This is a genomic window from Micromonospora sp. NPDC049645, assembly GCF_040675155.1.
GTDB lineage: Bacteria > Actinomycetota > Actinomycetes > Mycobacteriales > Micromonosporaceae > Micromonospora.
On the sequence record NZ_JBFAOI010000001.1, the window covers coordinates 975161 to 998288 of the forward strand.

The 23128-nt window shown below is 72.8% G+C and carries 19 protein-coding genes; 5 read left to right on the plus strand and 14 right to left on the minus strand.

What is annotated here, in order from left to right:
• Nucleotides 1-8: 8 nt before the first annotated feature.
• Nucleotides 9-959 (minus strand): DNA primase, encoded by a 951-nt coding sequence (locus AB0J33_RS04595; RefSeq protein WP_363609766.1) that lies wholly within the window; start codon nucleotides 957-959, stop codon nucleotides 9-11.
• Between the two features lie 160 nt (nucleotides 960-1119).
• Here AB0J33_RS04595 and AB0J33_RS04600 point away from each other — a divergent pair, with 160 nt between their 5' ends.
• Complete coding sequence (locus AB0J33_RS04600) at nucleotides 1120-1458, plus strand: helix-turn-helix transcriptional regulator (protein ID WP_363609768.1); 339 nt, start codon at nucleotides 1120-1122, stop codon at nucleotides 1456-1458.
• Between the two features lie 16 nt (nucleotides 1459-1474).
• On the opposite strand, the gene AB0J33_RS04605 is transcribed toward AB0J33_RS04600, so the two are convergent.
• From AB0J33_RS04605 to deoC, 10 genes are all read right to left on the minus strand, one after another.
• Nucleotides 1475-2149 carry a permease prefix domain 1-containing protein gene (locus tag AB0J33_RS04605; RefSeq protein WP_363609770.1) on the minus strand — a complete coding sequence of 225 codons (675 nt, stop codon included), beginning with the start codon at nucleotides 2147-2149 and terminating at the stop codon, nucleotides 1475-1477.
• A gap of 67 nt (nucleotides 2150-2216) precedes the next feature.
• The gene (gene cydC, locus AB0J33_RS04610; protein WP_363609772.1) at nucleotides 2217-4004 is read right to left on the minus strand and encodes a thiol reductant ABC exporter subunit CydC; all 1788 of its coding nucleotides are present in this window, start codon (nucleotides 4002-4004) and stop codon (nucleotides 2217-2219) included.
• The gene (gene cydD, locus AB0J33_RS04615) at nucleotides 4001-5677 is read right to left on the minus strand and encodes a thiol reductant ABC exporter subunit CydD (protein ID WP_363609774.1); all 1677 of its coding nucleotides are present in this window, start codon (nucleotides 5675-5677) and stop codon (nucleotides 4001-4003) included. Before cydD ends, cydC begins: the two co-directional genes overlap by 4 nt.
• Nucleotides 5674-6681 (minus strand): cytochrome d ubiquinol oxidase subunit II, encoded by a 1008-nt coding sequence (gene cydB / locus AB0J33_RS04620; protein WP_363609776.1) that lies wholly within the window; start codon nucleotides 6679-6681, stop codon nucleotides 5674-5676. Before cydB ends, cydD begins: the two co-directional genes overlap by 4 nt.
• Before the next feature lie 18 nt (nucleotides 6682-6699).
• The gene (locus AB0J33_RS04625; RefSeq protein WP_363609778.1) at nucleotides 6700-7953 is read right to left on the minus strand and encodes a cytochrome ubiquinol oxidase subunit I; all 1254 of its coding nucleotides are present in this window, start codon (nucleotides 7951-7953) and stop codon (nucleotides 6700-6702) included.
• Nucleotides 7954-8239: 286 nt separating this feature from the next.
• Entirely contained in the window at nucleotides 8240-9145 is a 906-nt protein-coding gene (locus AB0J33_RS04630; protein WP_363609780.1) for a M56 family metallopeptidase, read from the minus strand.
• Nucleotides 9146-9155: 10 nt separating this feature from the next.
• On the minus strand, nucleotides 9156-9629 hold the full coding sequence (locus AB0J33_RS04635) for a BlaI/MecI/CopY family transcriptional regulator (protein ID WP_363609782.1): 474 nt from the start codon (nucleotides 9627-9629) through the stop codon (nucleotides 9156-9158).
• Nucleotides 9630-9970: 341 nt separating this feature from the next.
• A complete protein-coding gene (locus tag AB0J33_RS04640; RefSeq protein WP_363609784.1) occupies nucleotides 9971-10795 on the minus strand; it encodes an aldehyde dehydrogenase family protein in 825 nt (274 codons plus the stop codon).
• A complete protein-coding gene (locus AB0J33_RS04645; protein ID WP_363609786.1) occupies nucleotides 10788-12218 on the minus strand; it encodes an aldehyde dehydrogenase family protein in 1431 nt (476 codons plus the stop codon). Before AB0J33_RS04645 ends, AB0J33_RS04640 begins: the two co-directional genes overlap by 8 nt.
• A gap of 6 nt (nucleotides 12219-12224) precedes the next feature.
• Nucleotides 12225-13184 carry a deoxyribose-phosphate aldolase gene (gene deoC / locus AB0J33_RS04650; RefSeq protein WP_363609788.1) on the minus strand — a complete coding sequence of 320 codons (960 nt, stop codon included), beginning with the start codon at nucleotides 13182-13184 and terminating at the stop codon, nucleotides 12225-12227.
• 133 nt (nucleotides 13185-13317) lie between these two features.
• On the opposite strand from deoC, the gene upp reads away from it, so the two are divergent.
• Both upp and AB0J33_RS04660 read left to right on the plus strand, forming a co-directional pair.
• A complete protein-coding gene (gene upp, locus AB0J33_RS04655) occupies nucleotides 13318-13950 on the plus strand; it encodes a uracil phosphoribosyltransferase (RefSeq protein ID WP_363609790.1) in 633 nt (210 codons plus the stop codon).
• 73 nt (nucleotides 13951-14023) lie between these two features.
• On the plus strand, nucleotides 14024-14701 hold the full coding sequence (locus tag AB0J33_RS04660) for a GPP34 family phosphoprotein (RefSeq protein ID WP_363609792.1): 678 nt from the start codon (nucleotides 14024-14026) through the stop codon (nucleotides 14699-14701).
• Between the two features lie 128 nt (nucleotides 14702-14829).
• Here the strand turns inward: AB0J33_RS04660 and AB0J33_RS04665 are convergent, their stop codons facing one another.
• Nucleotides 14830-16497 carry a phospho-sugar mutase gene (locus AB0J33_RS04665; protein ID WP_363609794.1) on the minus strand — a complete coding sequence of 556 codons (1668 nt, stop codon included), beginning with the start codon at nucleotides 16495-16497 and terminating at the stop codon, nucleotides 14830-14832.
• 48 nt (nucleotides 16498-16545) lie between these two features.
• Nucleotides 16546-18612 carry a serine/threonine-protein kinase gene (locus AB0J33_RS04670; RefSeq protein ID WP_363609796.1) on the minus strand — a complete coding sequence of 689 codons (2067 nt, stop codon included), beginning with the start codon at nucleotides 18610-18612 and terminating at the stop codon, nucleotides 16546-16548.
• Nucleotides 18613-18818: 206 nt separating this feature from the next.
• On the opposite strand from AB0J33_RS04670, the gene AB0J33_RS04675 reads away from it, so the two are divergent.
• Complete coding sequence (locus AB0J33_RS04675; RefSeq protein WP_363609798.1) at nucleotides 18819-20402, plus strand: methylmalonyl-CoA mutase family protein; 1584 nt, start codon at nucleotides 18819-18821, stop codon at nucleotides 20400-20402.
• 453 nt (nucleotides 20403-20855) lie between these two features.
• Complete coding sequence (locus AB0J33_RS04680) at nucleotides 20856-22115, plus strand: amidohydrolase (RefSeq protein ID WP_363609800.1); 1260 nt, start codon at nucleotides 20856-20858, stop codon at nucleotides 22113-22115.
• On the opposite strand, the gene AB0J33_RS04685 is transcribed toward AB0J33_RS04680, so the two are convergent.
• Complete coding sequence (locus AB0J33_RS04685; protein ID WP_363609802.1) at nucleotides 22072-23046, minus strand: DUF4349 domain-containing protein; 975 nt, start codon at nucleotides 23044-23046, stop codon at nucleotides 22072-22074. The genes AB0J33_RS04680 and AB0J33_RS04685 overlap by 44 nt on opposite strands.
• Nucleotides 23047-23128 lie beyond the last annotated feature (82 nt).

Genomic DNA, 23128 nt, shown 5'->3' on the forward strand with positions numbered 1-23128 from the left:
GGTACGGGTCAGTCGCGCCAGTCCACGACCGCAGAGATCTTGCCGACAATGGTGCGCCAACCCAAACTCGCGGTCTGCGCTCCGATCTTCTTCAGCCGCCGTCGACCCATGAAAGCACCGATCCCACCGTTGGCGGTGGCGCGCAGCGCCTCGTCCAGGTCGTCGAGGCTGGAGCCGGCGGAGAGCATGTCGAGTACCGCAGGCAGCCGCAATGCGTACGAGATGTCACGCGCGACCTCGCCGGCCTCGATCAGCAGGGTGGAATCCCACGTGTCGTGGCCGCCGCGGAGGTTCTCCACGACCAGGTCGAGTTCGTAGGTGTCCTCGTCGAGCGGCGCGATGTCCGCCGGCTCCACCCGTTCGGACAATTCATTCCAGCTGTCCAGTTGGGACAGATCGTTGGGCGCCCCGGACCGGATGAAACTGACGAGCGACTCGGGGGTCTTGAACAGCAGCAACTTGCCCCGGTTGCTGAGGAAGACCGGCACCTCCTCGTCGTCCGCCTGGTCCGCGTCGTCCTCGTCCACCTCGTCGGCGTCGCCGTCGGCGGCGGCGTCACGGCGGCGCCGCGTCGACTCGTCGTCCTCGTCCTCGGCGGCGAACTCCTCGGCCAGCTCCTCGTCGAGGATGACGACGGTCTCGTCGTCCTCGTCCTCCTCGAGCGCCTGGCGGCGGGCGAGGAACGGGTCGTCCTGGTCGCGCTCGGTGACGTCGGTCGGGGTCAGCGAGCTGGCCGGCCGGTACGCCCGCAGCGTGAAGCCCGTGCCGGCGGGCAGTGCGATCTCCACTGGGTCGATGCGCAGCTCGTCCCAGAGCGAACGGTCGACCGAGGCCGACACGCGGTCGGTCTCGTCTGGCTCGGCCGCGCCGGTGGTGTCGTCGAGCTCGGGCTCGTCGGCGTCGGGCCGTTGGGGCGACTGGCGGGCCACGCTGACCTCCGTGTGCTTCGGGTTGCCCACCCGCCGGGGTCTCTGACCGGCGAGTGACTCTGGGCACATACCCTAGTCGGCGGCGCTGGGTGACCGATGCCCGCACCCCGGTGGCCGGTTGGCGCACGGGTCCGACCTGCGGGTGGTCACCGGTGGCGAACCGGCGGTTCGACAAGTAGCGTAGCTACGTATGAAGGCCCAGGCGCTGCACGGCCATCTCGACGCTCTGCTGCTCGCCGTCCTCGAACAGGGCGCGCTGCACGGCTACGCGATCATCGAAGCGCTGCGCGCACGCAGTGACGGCAGTCTGGATCTGCCCACCGGCACCATCTATCCGGCGCTCCGGCGCCTGGAACGCGCCGGTCACGTGGCGAGCAGTTGGAGCACCGTCAACGGTCGCGAACGGCGGACGTACCAGCTCACCGACTCCGGCCGGCGGGCCCTGGCGGGGGAGCGCGCCGGGTGGCACGAGTTCCAACTGACCGTCGGCCGCTTCCTCGATCCGGGCAGCCCGCCCACCCCGGCCTGACCCTCGCGGCCGCCGATCAGCGGGTGACGGTCAGCAGCCAGCCGCGCGCCGCACGGGTCAGCGAGAAGTACGCGCCGCCCACCAGCACCGCACCGACGATCATCGGGGGCCAGCGCAGCGCCGCTTCCCAGAGATTGAGGGACCAGCTGAAGAGGGCGCAGCCGGTCAGCATGGCGAGGGCCAGCAGGCCGGTCAGGCCGGCGCCCACCGCGCGTTGCGCCAGGGCCAGGCCGGGCCGTGGCGCACGGGCACTCGCCCAGACCACCAGCAGGCCGGCCGTGGAGAGCAGCAGCGTGCTCAGCCAGATCCAGTCGACCGAGTTGGACAGCAGCAAATAGCCGGCCGGCGGGCGTGGGCCGTCGCTCCAGCTCGCCCCTCGCCAGGTCAGGTCGCCGGCGGCCATCCCCAGCCCGGCGACCGCCAGCATCCGCAGCGAGAGCCCACGCAGGGCGCCCACCGCCAGCTCGGCCTGCCAGGACGGGAGCAACTGCGCCGGCGACCCGAACTCGACCACCGCCCGGCGCTGCGCCTCGGTGGGTGGCACGCCACTCTCGCGGTACGCCTCGACGGCGTCCAACAGCCCGTGCCGGGCCTCGGTCAGCAGGTCGGACTTGAGTCGCGCCGGCCCCTGCAACCGGGCGGCCAACTCCCGCAGGTGCTCGTCGACCACCACATCCTCACCGCGCTGCATGGCACCACCCTGCCATGTCGGCACGGCGCTGACGTCGGGGAGAACCCTGGTACGTCCCCGAGCGCGGTCAGGGGGCGAGTGCCAGGTAACCCCGCTCGGCGGCGGCCTGGAGCAGCCACTGGTCCCGGTACCAGCCCGGGGCGGCGACCAGCTCGGCGTGCCGACCGCGCTGGATCACCCTGCCGCCGTCCAGGACCACGATCTCGTCCAGCGCCTCCAACCCGCTGAGCCGGTGGCTGATCAGCAGCACCGAGTGCCCGGCCGGGGTGGCGGCGAGGGCGGACGCGAGCACCGCGTCCGCGGCGGCCGGGTCGAGCCCTTCGGTGGGCTCGTCGAGCACCAGCACCGGCGGAGCGGCGAGCAGGGCCCGGGCCAGCGCCAGCCGCTGCCGCTGGCCGCCGGAGAGCTGCCCACCCTCCTCGCCCACGAGGGTGTCCCAGCCCGCCGGCTGGGCGCGGACCCAGTCCAGCAGGCCGGCTGCGGCGGTCGCCCCGGTCAGCTCCTCCTCGCCCGCCCCGGCCCGCCCGAGCAGCAGGTTCTCCCGCACCGTGGCGTGGAACACGTACGCCTCGGCCAACAGGCCGCCGACCGCGCGGGGCAGTGCCTCCTCGGCGTACGCCGAGAGGTCGTGACCGTCCAGGGTGACCCGCCCGGACACCGGCCGGACCGTGCCGGTGAGCACGGCGGCCAGGGTGCTCTTGCCGGCGCCGCTCGGGCCGACGACCGCGATCCGACGCCCGGCCGGCAGGTCCAGGTTGACGCCGTCCAGGGCGGGCGCCGCGCCGGGCCGGTACCGCACGGTCACGTCGGCGAAGCGCAGCTCGTGCGGGCCGGCGAGGTCTGTCGGCGGGGTCGGCGGGGTCGGCGGGGTCGGCGGGACGGCGTCGATCAGGTCGGCCACCCGGGTCAGGCCGGGCCGCAGCTGCGTCCACTGCCGGGCTGCCGCGAGCAGCGCCAGCGTCACCTCGACGGCGGCCAGTGCGCCGACGGCCAGGACGCCCACCAGCACCCCCGGCACGTCCGCGTGGAGGGCGATCAGCACCACCGCTGCGGCGCTCACTCCGGCGGTCAGCACGCCGACCGCGTCCACCGCGAACCCGGTGGCGGCCAGCCGACGTTCCAGCCGGGCCAGCCGGTGCGCGCGCTGCTCGGCGGCGCGCAGCGTGCCAGCGGTCGCCCCGAACGCGGCCAGGTCGGCGGCGCCGTGGGTGAGGTCGATCGCGTCGGTGGCCAGCGCGCCCCGCAGCGGGGCCACCTCGGCCGCGCTGCGGCGGGTGACCACGGTGGCCAGTGCGGGCAGCGCGACCCCGGCAACCAGCAGCCCGACGGCGAGCGCGCCGGCGGCCGGTGGCGAGATCAGCGCCGCCACGGCGACCGCCAGCACACCGACCAGGGCCGCCGCCGCGCCGGGGACCAGCACCCGCAGCAACAGGTCCTGGACGGCCTCCACGTCGGAGACCAGGCGGCTCAGCACGTCCCCCGAGCGGTGCGCCGTGCCACGGCGGGCCGCCAGGGTGGCGAAGACCCGGGCCCGGACATCGGTGATCATGCGGAGTACCGCGTCGTGCCCGGCGAGCCGTTCGGTGTAGCGGAACACGCCCCGACTGATGGCCAGCGCCCGGACCGCGACGATCGCCACGGTGAGGCGGTCCAGCGGCGGCCGACCTGCGGCGCTCATCAGCAGCCAGGTGGCGGTGGCCATCAGGGCCAGTCCGGCGAACTCGGTGGCGGCGGCCAGCAGCCCGGCTCCGACCAGGCGGCCCAGGTACGGCCGGGCCAGTCGCAGCACCGCCCGCTCGGCGGCGACCCGCCCGGTCGGTGCCGCGCCAGCCGCCGGCTCGTGTTCCCCGGTCATCGGGCGGCCTTCCCGGTCGGTTCGGGTGTCAGCTCGGTGACCCGACCGTCCTCGACGCGCAGGATCCGGTCGGCGTCGGCGAGCAACGCCGGTCGGTGCGCGACGAGCAGCGCGGTCCGTCCGGCCACCAGCCGGCGGGTGGCGTCGAGCACCACCGCCTCGGCCGCCGTGTCGAGCCGGGCGGTGGGTTCGTCGAGCAGCACCACCGGGGCCGACCGCAGGAACGCCCGAGCCAGTGCCACCCGCTGCCGCTGCCCGCTGGACAGCCCGTGCCCGCGCTCGCCGAGCAGCGTGTCGAGGCCGTCCGGCAGGCCGGACACCACGTCGTCCAGGGCGGCGTCGTGCACCGCGGCGGCGAGTGCGTCGGGCGGGGTGTCCGGTGCGCCGAGGCGGATGTTGTCGGCCAGCGAGGCGGCGAAGAGGTGCGCCCGCTGCGGCACCCAGGCCAGTTGCCGACGCCAGGCGTCCGGGTCGGCGGTGGCGAGGTCGACCCCGTCCACGGTGATCCGACCGCTGGTCGGGGTCACGAAGCCGAGCAGCAGGCCGAGCAGGGTGCTCTTGCCGGCGCCGCTGGGCCCGATGATGGCGATCCGCTCGCCGGGCCGGATGGTCAGTGTCACGTCGCGCAGCGCGGTGGTCCGCTCGTACGCCACGGTCACGCCCTCGAACCGGATCTCGGCCCGCGCGTCCGGCGCGGAAGCGCCTTCGGCGGCCCGGGGCGGGGCGGGTGCGGCGGAGACCGTCAACGCCTCGTCGAGCGCGGCCAACCCCTCCATGCTGGCGTGGAAGCGGCTGCCGGCGGCCCGCAGCGGCAGGTACGCCTCCGGGGTGAGCAGCAGCACCAGCAGCGCGGTCTGCAGGGCCAGGCCGCCGCCGAGCAACCGGATGCCGACCGGCACCGCGACCAGCGCCACCGAGAGGGTGGCGACCAGCTCCAGCACCAGCGCGGAGAGGAACGCGATCCGCAGCGTCTTCATGGTGGCGACGCGGTGACCGTCGGCCATCCGGCGTACCACGTCGGTCTGCGCCCGGGCCCGGCCGAACGCGCGCAGCGTCGGCAGCCCGGCGACCATGTCCAGGAAGTGCCCGCCGAGCAGCGCGAGCCGCCGCCACTGCCGTTCGGTGGCGGCCTGCGCCTGCCAGCCGAGCAGCGCGCCGAAGACCGGGATCAGCGGCAGGGTCAGCGCGATGATCACCGCCGAGCTCCAGTCGGCGAAGACGACCCGGGCCAGCACCGCCAGCGGCACCGTCACGCTCAGCACCAGCTGCGGCAGGTACCCGGTGAAGTACGCGTCCAGCGCGTCCAACCCCCGCCCGGCCAGGGTGGCGATCTCGCCGGCCCGCTGCCCGGCCACCCAACCGGGCCCGTGCCGGCCCACCGCGCCGAGCAGGTCGGCCCGCAGCGTGGCCTTGACCGTGGCGGCGACCCGCGCGGAGACCGTGCCCTGCGCCCAGACCAGGGCCGAGCGTGCGGCGACCGCGACCACGAAGCCGGCCAGCGCCGGTCGGTCCAGCCGCCCGTCGATGGCGGCGGCCAGCACCGACGCGAGCGCGGTGGCCTGCGCCACGATCAACCCGGCGGCGAGCACGCCCAGGAGCGCGAGCACGGCGAGATCGCCCCGGGCCGCGGGGACCCGGCGCAGCAGACGCGGGTCGAACGGACGGCGGCTCACCAGTACACCGGTGCCCTGCCGTCGGTTCGTCCTCGGAAAACCCACCAGCACATCGCCTGGAAGCCTAGTAGGGCCGGAAGTAGCGGCAGCGCCACCCAGCCGAGGAGCCGCAGGGTCGGCGCGCTGGCGGCGGCGTCGGCCACCAGCAGCGAGGCGTCCGGGTCGGTCGTGGACACCAGCACGTAGGGCCACAGGGCGGCCCCGACCAGCGCCACCGGCAGTGCCAGGGCCGCGCCGGTGGCGACCAGGGCCCACCCCGGCCGCCGCCGCGCCAGCGCCGCGCGGGCCGCGAGCAGCGTCGCCACGAGCAGCACCGGCAGGAGTACGGCCAGCGCCGGCCGTTGCACGGCGTCGCGTACCCGGGTGGAGAGCAGGCCCACGACGGTGGCCAGGGCGACCGTGGTGAGCGCCACCGGCACCAAACGGCGGGCCGTGCGGCCGGCCTCGGTGGCGGCATCGGCCGAGAGGCGCAGGGTGAGGAAGGTCGCGCCGTGCACCGCGACCAGGGCGAGCATGGCCAGTCCGGCGGCGGCCGCGAACGGGGTGGCCAGGTGCGTCACCCCGGCGACGTGCCCGTCGGCCTGCAGCGGCACACCCTGCAACAGTGCGGCGAGCAGCACGCCCCAACCCAGCGCGGCGAGAGCGCTGCCGACCACCACGACGCGGTCCCAGCGGGCGCGGATCCGCTCGTCGTCGGGCCGGCTGCGCAACTGCACCCCGACGGTGACCAGGATGACGCCGACCAGGGCGCCGGCGACGGCCGGATAGCAGCCGGCGAGCAGCTCGCCCTCCAGGAGCGGGAACGCGCCGAAGAGGATGCCCACGGCGGCCACCAGCCAGACCTCGTTGCCGAGGAAGAACGGGCCGAGGGCGTTGAGCGCCGCTCGCCGCCCGGCCGGACCGCCACAGCGGGCGAGCAGCAGCCCGACGCCGTAGTCGTAGCCGGCGAGCACCAGGTAACTGGCGAAGAAGAGGCCGAGCAGGGCGTACCAGGCGAGGTCCACGGTCTTCTCCTCAGGTGCTCAGATGAGGGCGGGTTCGGGGTGGGCCGGTGCGCTGGGCGGTGCCGGTGGGCGGCCGAGCGCCGGGTCGGCCGCGCCGCGTCTGGCGTGCCGGGCGAGCAGCACCCAGTTGGTGACGGCGAGGGTGCCGAGCAGCAGGCTGAACCCGATCAGCGAGGCGAGCATCAGCGGTGCGCCGACCGGGGAGACGGCCTGCTCGGTGGGGAGCAGCCCGTACGCCACCCAGGGCTGGCGGCCGACCTCCCGGGAGATCCAGCCGAGGATCACCGCGACGAACGGCAGCGGCAGGCCGAGCAGGATCAGCCAGAGCGGGAAGCGCAGTCGGATGATCCAGTCCCGGAAGAGCAGCGGGAGCAGCAGCCAGACGCAGCCGAGGGTGAAGCCGATCAGGATCATGAAACCCAGCCCGACGCTGGCCAGCACCGGTGGCGTGTAGTCGCCGGGGCCGAACCGCGAGGTCCACTCGGCGATCAGCGCCTGGGCCTCCGGGCCGTCCCCGCCGAACTTGGTCGGCTGCACCGCGCCGACCGGGCTGAACTGGGCGAAGCCGAAACCCTGCACCATCGTGATGGCCAGCGCGGCGGTGACCAGGCCGATCCGCAGCGAGGTGCGGAAGAGCGCGAAGTCGGGGGTGCGTCGGATCAGGTGCCATGCGCCGACCGCCGCCATCAGCACCCCGCCGACCAGCAGCGCCGCCGAGACCACGTGCCCGAAGGCCATGCCGAGGCTGGGGTTGGTGAGCAGCGCGCCGAAGTCGGTGAGGTGGGCGATCCCGTCGCGGACCTCGTAGCCGACCGGGTTCTGCAACCAGGAGTTGGCCACCATGATCCAGAACGCCGAGGCGTACGCGGTGATCGCCACGCCCCAGAGCAACGCGAGGTGGACGCCCCTGCCGAGCCGGTGCCAGCCGAATATCCACATTCCGAGGAAGGTGGACTCCAGGAAGAACGCCACGAGCGTCTCGATGGCCAGCGGCGCGCCGAAGACGTTGCCGACGTAGCGCGACAGGCCGCTCCAGTTCAGCCCGAACTGGAACTCCATCACGATGCCGGTGGCGATGCCGAGCACGTAATTGATCACGTAGAGCTGACCCCAGTATCGGGTCAGCCGCTCCCACTTCGGGTTGCCGGTGAGTACCCAGGCGGTCTGCATGCCGACCAGCAGGGTGACCAGGCCGAGTGTGACGACCACGAACAGGAAGTGGATCGAGGTCGTGGTGGCGAACTGCAGGCGGGCGAGGAGCAGGGTGTCCATGACCAGCCCTCCGTAGGTTGGCTCTCTTGTCGTAGTCACCCTACACGTAGCTTCGCTACATGTCCGCCTACTACGTCCTGTCGTAATGAAGTCTACGACAGAACGTAGTAGATAGGCTGGGAGGAAGATCGCGCTGGAACCTGGTTGTAGTGGCCTCGTGCCACTCGGATGCCACTCGATCCTGGATCGAGCACGATCTTGAAATGGGGCGCGGTGGGGGCGGACGTCAGCTGTCAGCTTGGCGCCGGCGCTGTCAGCCTGGCGCGGGCGCGCGGGCGCGCGGGCGTCAGCTCAGGAACAGCGTGACCGGCAGGGCGACCAGGGTGGTGGCGACCGCGAGGGCGGTGGCCCCGAGCACCCGCGGCGGCCGGTCACTGACCAGCAGACGCTGCACCCGGACGTCGAGATCCCGGTCACCCACGCCCAGCGCGCCGGCCGGTGTGATCCGGTGACCGGCGGCGGCGAACCGGCGTAGCGCCCCCGCCAGCGGGGCGTCGGCGTGCAGCTCGCGGGCCTTGTCGTCGGCGCGCATCTCGACCAGCAGGGCGACCCGCTCGTGCGCGTCACGCACCCAGCCGAACCACGGCAGCGCCCGGCACAGCGCGGTGAACGGCAACAGCACCAGATCGTGCCGCTCGTGGGCGTGCGCACGCTCGTGGCTGAGCACCGCGGCCAGCTCGGCGGTGTCCAACAGGCTCAGGGTGCCCGCGCTGACCACCACCTGCGGCTTCACGCCCGGCAGGCAGTACGCGGCGGCGCTCGGATGATCCAGCACCAGCGCCCCCGGTGCGGCCGGATCGTTCCGCGCGACCAGGGAGAGCAGGTCCCGGTGGCGACGCTGGGCGCGCACGGTGCCGTGGATGCTGCGGACCGTCGTGGTGACCAGCACGGCCCCGATGCCGAAACCCACGCCGACGCCGGCCAGGTGGAAGGTGCCCACCCCGATCGGCAGTGCGCCGTGGGCGAGGTCGTTGGCCAGGGCGAGCAGTGCGCTGCCGGTCGGCCGGTCGTACCCGCTCAACCCGAGCGCCATCGGCAGACCCATCGCCGACAGGCCCAGCGCCAACCCGACGGCCTGCCAGCAGACGATCGCCACCCGAGGGCTACGCCACGTCCAGGTGGAACGGGCCAACACCTGGGCGGTCAGATAGCAGGCCAGCATCGTGGCGGCGAAGTGCACGGCATAGGCCATGGCGCGCGCCCTACCGCTCCGCTGCCTCACCGGCGGGTCGTCGGCCCGCCGGCCCGTCCACCCGATCGGTCAGGGCGTCGCCCCCACCCGCGTCGCCGCCGGTGGAGCCGGGCGCGGTCAGGCCGGCCTCGCTGCCCAGGGCCGCGCGCAGCACCTCGGCCTCGGTGCCGGTCACCGAGCGGGCGAATCGCACCAGCGCGGCGTCCCGGCTGCCACCCAGGTCGAGGGCGTCGAGCATGAGCTGGGCGATGTGCGCCTCGCGGCTGGCCGCCGGCCGGTACCGCCAGGCCCGGCCCTCCCGCTCCCGCTGCACCATGCCCTTGCCGGCGAGCCGGTCCAGCACGGTCATCACCGTGGTGTACGCCAGCTCGCGGCCGTCGAGCGCGTCGGCCACCTCGCGCACGGTCACCCCGTCCGACGTGCCGGGAACCACGTCCCACAGCACGTCCATCACCGCACGCTCAAGATCGCCCAACCGAGTCACGAGCCAATCCTACCCCCGGTAGTAGACCCCCGACCCACCCCACCAGGCACTGCCCCGCCCAAGATCCCCACAAAAACAAGGATGTAGTGGCCTCCATCCGCCAGGAAGCCACTACATCAAGGAAACTGCGCGATCTTGGAGCAGGAAGCAGGAAGCAGGAAGCAGGGAGCAGGGGCCCGCCCTGGCCGGTAACCCAACCCGAGGCGGCACCCGCAAGCTGACCCGCCCGACGGACCCGGCCCACGTCAGGTTTTCCGGGGAGCCCCGCCCGCGGAGGGATCAAGCCTGACCGCCCGGAGCGGGCGGGGCTCCCCGGAAAACCAAAGAGGCCGAGAACCGACTCATACCCCCTTGGGATGCCACACCGTCTTCGTCTCCAGCAGGGCGGTCATCGGCGCCACCCCCGGGTCGGCGGTCCAGTCGTGGTCGCCCGTGGCCGGTCGGAGCACCCGCTTGAGGTTCTCGGCCGCCTTGACCTCCAGGTCGGTGGCGAGCGCGGCGTCGGTGACCCCGGTCAGGTCGATCGCGTTGACGTCCAGGTGTGCCGCCAACGTCGGCGCGGTCTCGGTGATCGCGCCGGTGAGGATGTTGACCACACCGCCGGGCAGGTCGGAGGTGGCCAACACCTCGGCCAGCGTCACCGCCGCCAGGGGCTCGCTCGGGGAGGCCACCACCACCACGGTGTTGCCGGTCACGATCGCCGGGGCGATCACGCTGACCAGGCCGAGCAGCGCCGGGCGCTCCGGGGCGACCACCGCGACCACACCGGTGGGCTCGGGCGCGGAGATGTTGAAGTAGGGGCCGGCGACCGGGTTGGCCCCGCCGTACACCTGGGCGAGCTTGTCGGCCCAGCCGGCGTACCAGACCCAGCGGTCGACCGCGGCGTCCACCTCGTCGCCGGGGATGCCCAGGGCGACGAACTGCTCGCGGCGGCCCTCCAGCATCTCGGCGGCGCGGTAGAGGATCTGACCCCGGTTGTACGCGGTCGCGCCGGCCCAGCCCTTGACGGCGGCGCGGGCGGCGACCACCGCGTCCCGGGCGTCCTTGCGGGAGGCCAGTGACACATTCGAGGACTGCACGAGATACGACCGTCCCGACTCGCTGCGCGGGAACTTCCCGCCGATGAAGAGCTTGTACGTCTTACGTACCGCGACCCGCTCAGACATTGAGGTAGCCCTCCAGCCCGTGCCGGCCGCCCTCGCGACCGTAGCCCGACTCCTTGTACCCGCCGAACGGCGAGGTGGGGTCGAACTTGTTGAACGTGTTGGCCCAGACGACACCGGCGCGCAGCCGGTCGGCCATCCACAGGATTCGGGAGCCCTTGTCGGTCCAGATCCCCGCCGACAGCCCGTACGGCGTGTTGTTGGCCTTCTCCACGGCCTCGGCCGGGGTGCGGAAGGTGAGCACCGACAGCACCGGGCCGAAGATCTCCTCGCGGGCGATCCGGTGTGCCTGGGTGACGCCGGTGAAGATGGTGGGCGCGAACCAGAAGCCCCGGTCGGGCAGGTCGCACGGCGGCGACCAGCGTTCGGCGCCCTCGGCCGAGCCGGCGTCGGACAGCTCGCGGATCCGCTCCAACTGGGCGGCCGAGTTGATCGCGCCGACGTCGGTGTTCTTGTCCAGCGGATCGCCGACCCGCAGTTGGGCCATCCGCCGCTTCAGCGACTCCAGCACCCGGTCGGCGACGTTCTCCTGGATCAGGAGGCGGGAGCCGGCGCAGCAGACGTGCCCCTGGTTGAAGAAGATGCCGTTCACGATGCCCTCGACGGCCTGGTCGATGGGGGCGTCGTCGAAGACGATGTTGGCGGCCTTGCCACCCAGCTCCAGGGTGAGCTTCTTGCGGCTGCCGGCCACCGACCGGGCGATGGCCCGGCCCACGTCGGTCGAGCCGGTGAAGGCGACCTTGTCCACGCCGGGATGCTCGACCAACGCCCGGCCGGTGTCACCGGCGCCGGTGAGGATGTTGACCACACCGGCCGGCAGGTCCGCCTGCTGGCAGATCTCGGCGAAGAGCAGCGCCGTCAGCGGGGTGGTCTCGGCCGGCTTCAGCACCACCGTGTTGCCCGCGGCGAGCGCCGGAGCGATCTTCCAGGCGAGCATGAGCAGGGGGAAGTTCCACGGGATGACCTGCGCGGCCACCCCGATCGGCTGCGGGTTCGGCCCGAAGCCGGCATGACCCAGCTTGTCGGCCCACCCGGCGTAGTAGAAGAAGTGCGCGGCGACCAGCGGCAGGTCGACGTCGCGGCTCTCCCGGATCGGCTTGCCGTTGTCCAGCGACTCCAGGACGGCCAGCTCCCGGGAGCGCTCCTGGATGAGCCGGGCGATCCGGTACAGGTACTTCGCCCGGTCCCGGCCCGGCATTGGACCCCAGACCCTGTCGTACGCCTTCCGGGCGGCGCGCACCGCGCGTTCCACGTCGGCCGCGCCGGCCTCGGCGACCTCGGCCAGCACCTCCTCGGAGGCGGGGTTGATCGACTTGAAGCTGCCACCGTCGGTCGGGTCGACGAACTCACCGTCGATGAACAGCCCGTACGAGGGCTTGAGGTCCACCACCGAGCGGGACTCGGGGGCGGGGGCGTATTCGAACATCGGCTATCAGTCCAGGGTGAAGTAGTCGGGACCGGAGTAAACGCCGGTCGTCAGCTTGGTGCGCTGCATCAGCAGGTCGTTGAGCAGGCTGGACGCGCCGAAGCGGAACCAGTCCGGGTCGAGCCAGTCGGTGCCGACGGTCTCGTTGACCATCACCAGGTACTTGATGGCGTCCTTGGTGGTCTTGATGCCACCGGCGGGCTTCACACCGACCTGCCGACCGGTCGCCGCGCGGAAGTCACGGACCGCTTCGAGCATCACCAGGGTCACCGGCATCGTCGCCGCGACCGGGACCTTGCCGGTGGAGGTCTTGATGAAGTCGCCGCCGGCCAGCATGGCCAGCCAGGAGGCCCGCCGGACGTTGTCGTAGGTGGCCAGCTCGCCGGTCTCCAGGATCACCTTGAGGTGGGCGTCCCCGGAGGCGTCCTTGGTGGCCACGATCTCGTCGTAGACCTCCTTGTACCGCCCGGACAGGAACGCACCCCGGTTGATCACCATGTCGATCTCGTCGGCGCCGGCCGCGACGGCGGCCCGGGTGTCGGCCAGCTTGATCTCCAGCGGTGCCTGGCCCGACGGGAACGCGGTCGCCACGCTGGCCAGGTGCACGGAAGATCCGCGCAGCACCTCGGCCACGTGGGGGACCATGGCCGGGTAGACACAGACCGCGCCGACGTGTGGGCAGGACGGGTCGGCCGGGTCCGGACGCAGCGCCTTCGCGGCGAGGGCGCGCACCTTGCCCGGGGTGTCCGCCCCCTCCAGGGTGGTCAGGTCGACCATCCGGATCGCCAGGTCGATCGCCTGCGCCTTGGCGGTGGTCTTGATGGATCGGGTGCCGAGCTGTGCCGCCCGCTGCTCCGCGCCGACCTGGTCCACGCCCGGCAGGCCGTGCAGGAAGGTCCGCAGAGCGGTCTCGGATCGTCCCAGCTCGGAGAGGTCCGACCGGGCCGACGTCGTTGTCGCCGTCATGCCGGGAAGTCTACGCACCGGACCGCCGAGTGATCTTGCTCACGAAGGCCCGGTGACGCCCCGACGTGAGCGACGTGCCTGGTCCGACCGCACCCGCACCGCCGCGCGCTACGGACCGGTAGGTTGAGCGATCGTGGACGTACACGTCATTGACCACCCGCTGGCCCAGTCCAGGTTGACCGCCATGCGGGACGCGCGCACCGATTCCTCGACGTTCCGGGCGGCGCTGCACGAACTGACCACCATGCTGGTGTACGAGGCGGCGCGTTCCTTCCCCGTCGAGCGGTACCCGGTGAAGACGCCGGTCACCGGCACCGAGGGCACCCGGCTGGCCAACCCGCCGCTGCTGGTCCCGGTGCTGCGCGCCGGGCTCGGCATGGCGGACGCCGCGCTGGGGCTGCTGCCCGAGTCCTCGATGGGTTTCGTGGGCCTGGCCCGGGACGAGGTGACCTTCGAGCCGCGCGCGTACATGGAGTCGCTGCCGCGCGACCTGGCCGGGCTGCCGGTGCTGGTGCTCGACCCGATGCTGGCCACCGGTGGCTCGCTGGAGCACTGCTGCCAGCTGCTGGCCGACCGCGGCTGCACCGACATCACCGTGCTCTGTGTGCTCGCCGCTCCGGTCGGCATCGAGCGGCTGGAACGCTCCGGCCTGCCGTTGCGCCTGGTCACCGCCTCGATCGACGAGGGGCTCAACGACCGGATGTTCATCGTCCCCGGGCTCGGCGACGCCGGCGACCGCCAGTTCGGTGGCATGCCCCGCTTCTGAGGCGTTACCCGGTCGGTGCCGGGTCCGGCGGGTCCGCGCGCGCCGGTGCGCGGACCCGCTACCGTCTTCGGCCATGACTGGTGTTGCGCTCGCCGAGGAGTTGCTGCTTCTCGCCTACGACGACACGACCGGCAAGGCGACCATGCCGCGGATCAGCCTGGACCTGGGCATGGCCGCCGCGGTGCTGGTCGAGCTGGCCCTGGCCGGCCGGATCGCGTACGCCGACGGGTCCCTGACGGTGGTCGACCCGACACCGACCGGCGAGCCCTTCAGCGACGAGGTTCTCGGCCGCATCGCCGCCGACACGCCGCACACCCCGGCGTCGTGGGTGCAGCGACTGCGGCACGGCCTGCGTGACCGGATCCTCGCCGACCTGTGCCGGGAGGGCGTCGTCCGGGACATCGACGAGACCGAGTTGGGCTTCATCCACGTGCACCGTTACCCGGTCGTGGACAGGTCCGTCGAGGCGGAGACCCGGCAGCGGCTGGCCGAGGCCCTGACCGGCGCGGCGGCCCCGGACGAGCGGACCGCCGCGCTGGCCACCCTGGTCGTGGTGCTCCGGATGGAGTCCGCGCTCGGGGTGAGCGGCGAGGCCGCAGCCGACGCCCGCCGCCGGTTGACGGAGATCGCGACCGGCGCCGGGTTCTCCGGCGAGGTCAGCACCGACGACTCGGTGGTCCGCCCGTCCGTCGGCCTGGTCGTCGCCGCCCTGGCCCGGGCCGTCGACCAGGCTCTCGGCCCACGCCGCTGACCGTCGGGTCGACCCGCTCGGCCCGCCTTCCGCTGCGCACCCGCCGACGCGCCACCGGCCGACGGTCCGGCGGTGCTTTCGTGGGTGCGGAGCGAGGGGCGGACCTGTTCCGGGTGGGTGCTGCGGGTTCAGATACCAAGGGCGGCGCTGACCTCGTCGCGCAGCGCGGCGACCGCCGACGCCGCCCGGCCACGGGCCGTCCGGACGTCACCGTCCACGACCGGCTCCACCACCTCCAGGTACGCCTTGAGCTTCGGCTCGGTCCCGGACGGGCGGATCACCACCCGGGCCGCCGCGGTGCGCAGGATCACCACGTCCGACTCGGGCAGCAGGTCCTTGACGCTGTCCACCGGCTGCCCGAGTAGGGCGGTCGGGGTGGCCGCCCGGATCCGGGCCATCGCGTCGGCGATGATCCGCAGGTCGTCCACCCGGGCGGAGAGCTGGTCGGTGTGGTGCACGCCGAACTCGGCGGCCAACTCGTCCAGCCGGTCGGTGAGCGTGCGGCCCTGTGCCTTCAGGCCGGCGGCCAGCTCGGCCACGGTCAACGCGGCGGTGATGCCGTCCTTGTCCCGGACGTGTTCCGGGGCGACGCAGTACCCGAGCGCCTCCTCGTAGCCGAAGACCAGCGGCGCGCTCCCGCCGCCGGCCCGCACGATCCACTTGAAGCCGGTCAGCGTCTCGTCGTAGGGCAGACCCCGGGCCGCGCACATCGCCCGCAGCAGCGACGACGACACGATGGTGGTGGCGTAGAGCCCGGTCACCCCGCGGCGCATCAGGTGGTCGGCGAGCAGCACGCCCACCTCGTCGCCGCGCAGCATCCGCCAGCCGTCACCACCGTCCCGGACGACCACGGCGCACCGGTCGGCGTCCGGGTCGTTGGCGATGGCGAGATCCGCGCCGGTGGAGTCGGCCAGGGCGATCAGCCGGTCCACCGCCCCCGGCTCCTCCGGGTTGGGAAACGACACGGTGGGGAACGCCGGGTCCGGCTCGGCCTGGTCGGGCACCACGCCGGGAACCGGGAAGCCGGCGCGGGTGAAGGCGGCGGTGAGCACCGCCGCGCCGACCCCGTGCAGCGGGGTGTACGCCACGGTGAGGCCCCGTGGCCCGGCCGGGTCGATCACCGCGGTGGCCCGTTCCACGTAGGCGGCGACCAGGTCGTCGCCGAGCACCTGACCGGGTTCGCCCAACGGCACCCGGGTCAGCGGCCCGACCGACCGGATGGCCGCCTCGATACCGGTGTCGGCGGGTGGCACGATCTGCGCGCCGGCGCCCAGCTCACCGCCCAGCTCCGCGCCGAGGTAGACCTTGTAGCCGTTGTCCTGCGGCGGGTTGTGGCTGGCCGTGACCATCACCCCGGCGACACCGCCGAGGTGGCGCACGGCGTACGCCAGCACCGGGGTGGGCAGTGGGCGGGGCAGCAGCAACGCCGGGCGGCCGGCTCCGGTGGCCACCTGGGCGGTGCGCTCGGCGAACTGCCGGGAGCCGTGCCGGGCGTCGTACCCGATCACCAGGGGGCCGGTGCCGCCCTGGGCGGCGAGCCAGCCGACCAGGCCGGCAGCGGCCTGGGTGACCACGGCGAGGTTCATTCCGTTCGGGCCGGCGCGCAGCGGACCGCGCAGGCCCGCCGTGCCGAAGGTCAACGGGCCGGCGAACCGGTCGGCCAGCTCCGGCGCGCTCGCCGGCAGCCCGTCGAGCACCGCCGTCAGCTCGTCCCGGCTGACCGGGTCGGGGTCGTCGGCCAACCAGCGCCGGGCTTGCTCGCGAATGTCGTCGATGTCAGTGGTGTCCGCCGCCATGCCCCTTGATAGCACGGCGACGGATCACCCCTGTGGGTTCCCTCCGGCTCAGCCGTTCCCGGTGAGCTGGAACGTCCGCACCATCTCGTCGAAGATCGGCTTGCTCTCCGCGAACTTGGCGTCCGTCGCGGTGAGGTAGAACGAATACGCCTTGCCGTCCTGGGCCACGCCCCGCCAGACGCCGTGCCGCATCACGTCACCCGCGCCGCAGGTGTACTCGAATTCGGCGGCCGGTTTGCTGGCCAGCTCGGTCTCCGTGGAGGAGATCTGGTTGTACGGCTTGACGCAGGAGGTGCTCCGGGTCTTGAGACCGTTCTCGGCCGTCTCCGCCCACCGGGCGGAGCTGCTGGTCCACTTCTCGGTGATGATGCGAACCTTGCGGCCGCTGTCCTCCGGGTCGACGTAGTCGGTGTACGAGCCGCCGGTGGTCTTCTTCCAGCCCTTCGGCACCATGACCTGGATCCCGCGGGCGGCGTGCTCCTGCATCTCGACGGCGGGAGCCGCCGGGGCGGACGCGGTGGGCTTCGCCGCCGAGGTGTTCGGCGGGGTCTCGTCGTCGCCACCGGAGAGCGCCACCACGGTGAGCAGCAGCACGACGACCAACCCGCCCGCCGCGGCGAGCTGCACCTTGCGGGGCCAGCCCTTGACGGTGGTGACGAGTTGACCTCCGGTGGCCCGGGCCTTGTCCAGCGCGCCACCGCCCGAAGCGGCGGGCGTGGCGGCCCAGGGCTGGCCGGTGCCGGGCACCGACCACTGGTTGCCGCCGCCGTAGGTGCCACCGATGCGCTGGGTGGCCTCCGGCGCCCCGCCGAACCCGACCTGCTGGGTGGCGTCGGCGGGACTGCCGTAGCTGACCCGCTGGGTGGCGTCCGGGTGCCCGCCGGCGTCCACCCGCTGGGTGGCGTCCGCGTTGCCACCGTAGGTGCGCCCGGCGGCCGGTCGGCCGGGTGTCGGCATCGCGCCCGTGGGCGTGTGCAGCGGGCCGGCCAACGCGTCGGCGCTGGTCTCGTCGAGCCCGCCGGTGGCCCCGGCCGCGCCGGCCGCCCGCTTGCGCTCGCCTCGACGCAGCGCGGCCAGCCGGTCGGTCAGGGACTCACCCGGGGCCAGCATCGCCGGGCCGCCGATCTGGCTGTCCGGCTTCGGCTCCGGCTGGGCCGGCGGGAGGACAGGCACGGGGCGCTGCTGCACCGGCACCACGGCGTACGGGTCGGTGACCGAGTGCACGGCGGTCGCCGTGCTGCCCAGCGGGCCGGCGAGCAGCTCGCGCAGCATGGCCCGGGAGGTGTGCACGTCCAGTCGACGCGCCGGGTCCTTCTCCAGCAGACCCATCAGCACGCGGGTCAGCGGGCCGCTGCGTTGCGGCGGGGCGGGCGGGTCCTCGACCACGGCGTGCATGGTCTCGATCGGGTCACCCTTGTCGAACGGGGGCCGCCCCTCGACCGCGGTGTAGAGCGTCACACCCAGCGAGAAGAGGTCGCTCGGCGGGCCGAACTCCTGGCCCATGGCCCGCTCGGGCGAGATGAAGTGCGGCGAGCCGAGCACCATGCCGGGGGTGGTGAGCTGCACGTCGGTGGGCATCCGGGCGACCCCGAAGTCGGTCAGCACGCAGCGCCCGTCGGTGCAGATCAGCACGTTGGCGGGTTTGACGTCGCGGTGCAGCACGCCGATCGCGTGCGCGACCTCCAGCGCGCCGAGCAGCGCGATCCCGATCTTGGCGACGGCGCGCGGCGCGACTGGCCCGTCCTCGATCACCATGTCGGCGAGGCTGCGGGCGTCCAGCAGCTCCATCACGATCCACGGTCGGCCGGCCTCGGTGACCACGTCGTACACCTGCACCACGGCGGGGTGCTGGATGGCGGCGGCGGCGCGGGCCTCGCGCAGGGTGCGTTCGTACATCGCGTCCCGGTCGCTGGGGGCCAGCCCCGGGGGTAGCACAACCTCCTTCACCGCCACGTCACGGCGCAGCAGTGTGTCTGTGGCGCGCCACACCGTGCCCATGCCGCCGTTGCCCACCGAGGACCGCAGCGAGTACCGGCCACCGATGGTGGTGCCGGGCGCCGCTCGTCCGTTGGCGGGACTAACTGGTCCGCCGCTCCACGTCGGGATCTGAGTCACAGAAAAGCCACCGGGGGAAATCGAGGGGGGCTGGGACACAACCCCCCTATCTTGCTGGTTCCGACGCCCGATGCGAAAGCCGACGCGACGGACGTTTGTCGAAGTCGACAGAACGTGCCCTGTCGTTCACCTGGTGTCGACCGGTCGGGACGCACTGTGCGGTATCCCTCACCCGACGACGTGGCCAGGCGTCCTACCATCCGGGGATGAACCAACGGCGGTCAAGCGAGTCCGGTTTCCCGATCAACGGCGTCTACACCGAGGCCGATCTTCCGGAAGACCTGGACTCCCGGCTGGGCAGCCCGGGCGAGTTCCCGTACACCCGGGGGGTCTATCCCACCATGTACACCTCCCGCCCGTGGACCATGCGTCAGTACGCCGGCTTCGGCACCGCCACCGAGTCCAACGCGCGGTACCACCAACTGTTGCGGGCCGGCACGATGGGCCTCTCGGTCGCCTTCGACCTGCCGACCCAGATGGGCTACGACTCGGACGAGCCGATCGCGCACGGCGAGGTCGGCAAGGTGGGCGTGGCGATCGACTCCATCGAGGACATGCGGCTGCTCTTCGCCGACATCCCACTGGACAAGGTGTCCACCTCGATGACCATCAACGCGCCCGGCTCGGTGCTGCTGCTGCTCTACCAACTCGTCGCCGAGGAGAACGGGGTGCCCGGCGCGGCGCTCAACGGCACCATCCAGAACGACATCCTCAAGGAGTACATCGCCCGGGGGACGTACATCTTCCCGCCGAAGCCGTCGCTGCGCCTGGTGGCCGACACGTTCGCGTACTGCCGCAAGGAGGTGCCGAAGTGGAACACCATCTCCATCTCCGGTTACCACATGGCCGAGGCCGGCGCCACGCCCGCGCAGGAGATCGCGTTCACCCTGGCCAACGGCGTGGAGTACGTCCGGGCGGCGCTGGCCGCCGGGCTCGCCGTCGACGACTTCGCGCCCCGGCTGTCCTTCTTCTTCGTGGCCCGCACTACGTTGCTGGAGGAGGTGGCGAAGTTCCGCGCGGCCCGGCGGATCTGGGCGCGGCTGATGCGTGACGACTTCGGCGCCAAGGATCCGAAGTCGATGATGCTGCGGTTCCACACCCAGACCGCCGGGGTGCAGCTCACCGCGCAGCAGCCCGAGGTGAACCTGGTCCGGGTGGCGGTGCAGGGGTTGGGCGCGGTGCTCGGTGGCACCCAGTCGCTGCACACCAACAGCTTCGACGAGGCGATCGCGCTGCCCACCGAGAAGGCGGCCCGACTCGCGCTGCGTACGCAGCAGGTGCTGGCGTACGAGACCGACCTGACCGCCACCGTCGACCCGTTCGCCGGCTCGTACGTGGTGGAGGCGATGACCGCCGAGATGGAGGCCGCCGCCGTCGAGTTGATGGAGCGGGTGGCCGATCACGGTTCGGCGGTGGACGCGATCGAGGCCGGGTTCCAGAAGCGGGAGATCGAGCAGTCCGCGTACCGGATCGCCCAGGAGATCGACTCGGGGGAGCGGGTGGTGGTCGGGCTCAACCGGTTCACCGTGGACGAGGAGGAGCCGTACGAGCCGTTGCGGGTCGACCCGACGATCGAGGCGGCCCAGGCCGACCGGCTGGCCCGGCTGCGCGCCGAGCGGGACGCCGACGCGGTGGCGCGGGCGCTCGCCGATCTGCGGGCCGCCGCCGACGGCACCGACAACGTGCTGTACCCGATGAAGGAGGCGCTGCGGGCCCGGGCGACCGTGGGCGAGGTCTGCGGGACGCTGCGCGAGGTGTGGGGCCTGTACCGGCCGACCGATCGCTTCTGACCGTCCGGCCGCGGCCCCGGTCGGGCGCGGTGTGTCCAGCGGGTCGAGCGGGTACCGGGTCGGTTGAGCCTGGACGCACACCGTGTGCGCCCACGATGTGAGCGTGCGTGTGAGCGTCCTTATCCGGCTCGTTGCGGAGTGTGGTCGGCTAATTGTCGGAGTGTCAGTTCACCACCCCGACTAATGCGACAATTCGCAACAGGGGGCCGAGTGCCGTCGGGTATTCGTGACCGCCTCGATCGGTTACGCGTTGTAGGAGGTGAGGGGCAGATGACGGCGTTCGACCGCGATCTACCTGCTGTCCCCCACCTTGACGAGCGCTCTCAGCAGGGCATACGTGACGCTGTGCGGTCTGATCATTACCGTAACGAGGTTGCGCAGCGTCACCGTCGGAGGTCTAGGCTGTCTGCTGTCCCCGATGATCCATCCATCTCTAGTGATCGAGAATTCGACGTGACGAGTGCGTTGACGCTGCCCACGAGTGGCCAGCTGGCGTCGTCCTGGCCGGAGCCGCCGCCCGGATCCCAGCCCCTGCCCCGCGAGCTGGACCACCTCCTCGCGCTCCGGGTACCGGGGCTGATCGCTACGCGCCGTCACCTCCACTCGCACCCTGAGCTCTCCGGCAACGAGTTCGAGACGGCCGCGCTGATCGCCCGGGAGCTGTCGCTCGCCGGGCTGACCCCGCGCCTGCTGCCCAAGGGCAATGGCGTGATCTGCGACGTCAACGGCCGGCCGGACGGCCCGGTCATCGCGCTGCGCGCCGACATCGACGCCCTGCCGCTGGACGACCCCAAGGACGTCGCGTACCGGTCGACGGTGGAAGGCGTGTGCCACGCCTGCGGGCACGACGTGCACACCTCGATCCTGCTCGGCGTCGGCATGCTGCTTGCCCAACTCGCCGACCTCGGCGAGTTGGACGGCCGGGTCCGGCTGATCTTCCAGCCGGCCGAGGAGATCCTGCCCTGCGGATCGCTGGAGGTCATCGAGGCCGGTGGCCTGGACGACGTGGTGCAGATCTTCGCGCTGCACTGCGACCCGAACCTGCCGGTGGGCCAGGTCGGTCTGCGGGTCGGCCCGATCACCGCGGCGGCCGACAACGTGACCGTCCGACTCTCCGGCCCGGGTGGGCACACCGCCCGCCCGCACCTGACCGTCGACCTGGTCGACGCGCTCGGTCGGCTGATCACCGAGGTGCCCGCCCTGGTCAGCCGCCGGGTGCCGGCCAACAGCGGCCTGCTGCTGGTCTTCGGCCACGCCTCGGCCGGCACCCGTTACAACGTCATCCCGTCCGAGGCGAGCGCCTCCGGCACCCTGCGGGTGATGGACCGCGACACCTGGGAGCAGGCTCCCAAGATCGTCGCTCAGGTGGTGCGGGACGTGATCGCGCCGACCGGCGCCACGGTCGACCTGGAATACCTGCGCGGCCGGCCACCGGTGTGCAACGACTCCCGCGCCATCCAGGTGCTGACCGCCGCCACCTCCGCCGCGCTCGGCCCGGACGGGATCGCCGAGACACCGCAGAGCATGGGCGGCGAGGACTTCTCCTGGTATCTGGAGTACGTCCCCGGCGCCCTCGCCCGGCTCGGCGTGGGCCGCTCCGGCCCCAACGTCGACCTGCACCGGGCGAGCTTCGACGTGGACGAGCGGGCCATCCCGGTCGGCGTACGGGTCATGGTGCAGACCGCGCTGCGGGCACTTGCGGCGGTGCGCTGACCGGCGCGACCAGCGCCGAGGGCCTGCGCCGCCGGCGCAGCACCACCAGCAGCACCACCAGCAGCACCCCCAGCGGCACGCCGAGCGCCACCAGCCACGGCAGCAACGCGCCCAGCACCGTGAGCAGGACGGTCATCGAGACGACGAACGCCTTCCAGCCGCCCCTGAGCCCGACCAGGAAACCGGTCTCGGCCTTCTCCTCGGTGGCCGTCGCCGCCGGCCCGACCAGCGACACGGTGATGGTGGAGAGGGCGGTGAGGTCGGCCAGGCGTCGCTTCTTGGCCTCCAGCGAGGCCAGGTCGGCCTCCCGGCGACCCAACTCGTTCTCCAGCGACACCAGGTCGGTGATCGAGGTGGCTCGGGCCAGCAACCGGCGGGCGCTGTCCACCCGGGCCCGCTGACTGGCGATCCGCGCGTCGAGGTCGACGGTCTCCTCGGTGACGTCCTGAGTGTCGATCTCCCGGCTCTGCTGCCGACCGAGCTTCGCGATCTCGTCCACCACGCCGGTGAACCTCGCCGCCGGCACCCGCAGCTCCAGCTCGGCCACCGCGTCGGCGTCGGCACTGCGCCGCTGGTCGCCGCCGACGAAGCCACCGGCCCGGGTCGCCACGGCGGTGGCCTCGCGGGCGGCCGCGTCCACATCGTTCACCTGCACCCGCATCGTTCCGGTGTAGATGATCGCGCGCTGGTCGACCCGCAGGTCCGGCGCGCCGGCGCCGGCCGCCTCCGGCGCCCCGGCGGCGGCGTCCTTGCCCACCGCACCGCCGTTGGCAGCCGGCGCCTCCGCCGCCGAGCCCGCGGTGTCCTTCGACCCGCTGTCGCCGGCACCGCATCCCGTCAGCGCCAACGCCGCCGCCAGTGTCGTCGCCGCCAACAGCGCGCCGCGGCGTCGTACCACCTGTCCGTCCATCCCCGCTCCCATCGTCGTCAACCGGTGTGGCGATAGCTCGGACGCGGCGCACACGTCGGCCGGTTCCGGCAGACTGCGCTGAGGACGTCACGATTCGATAATC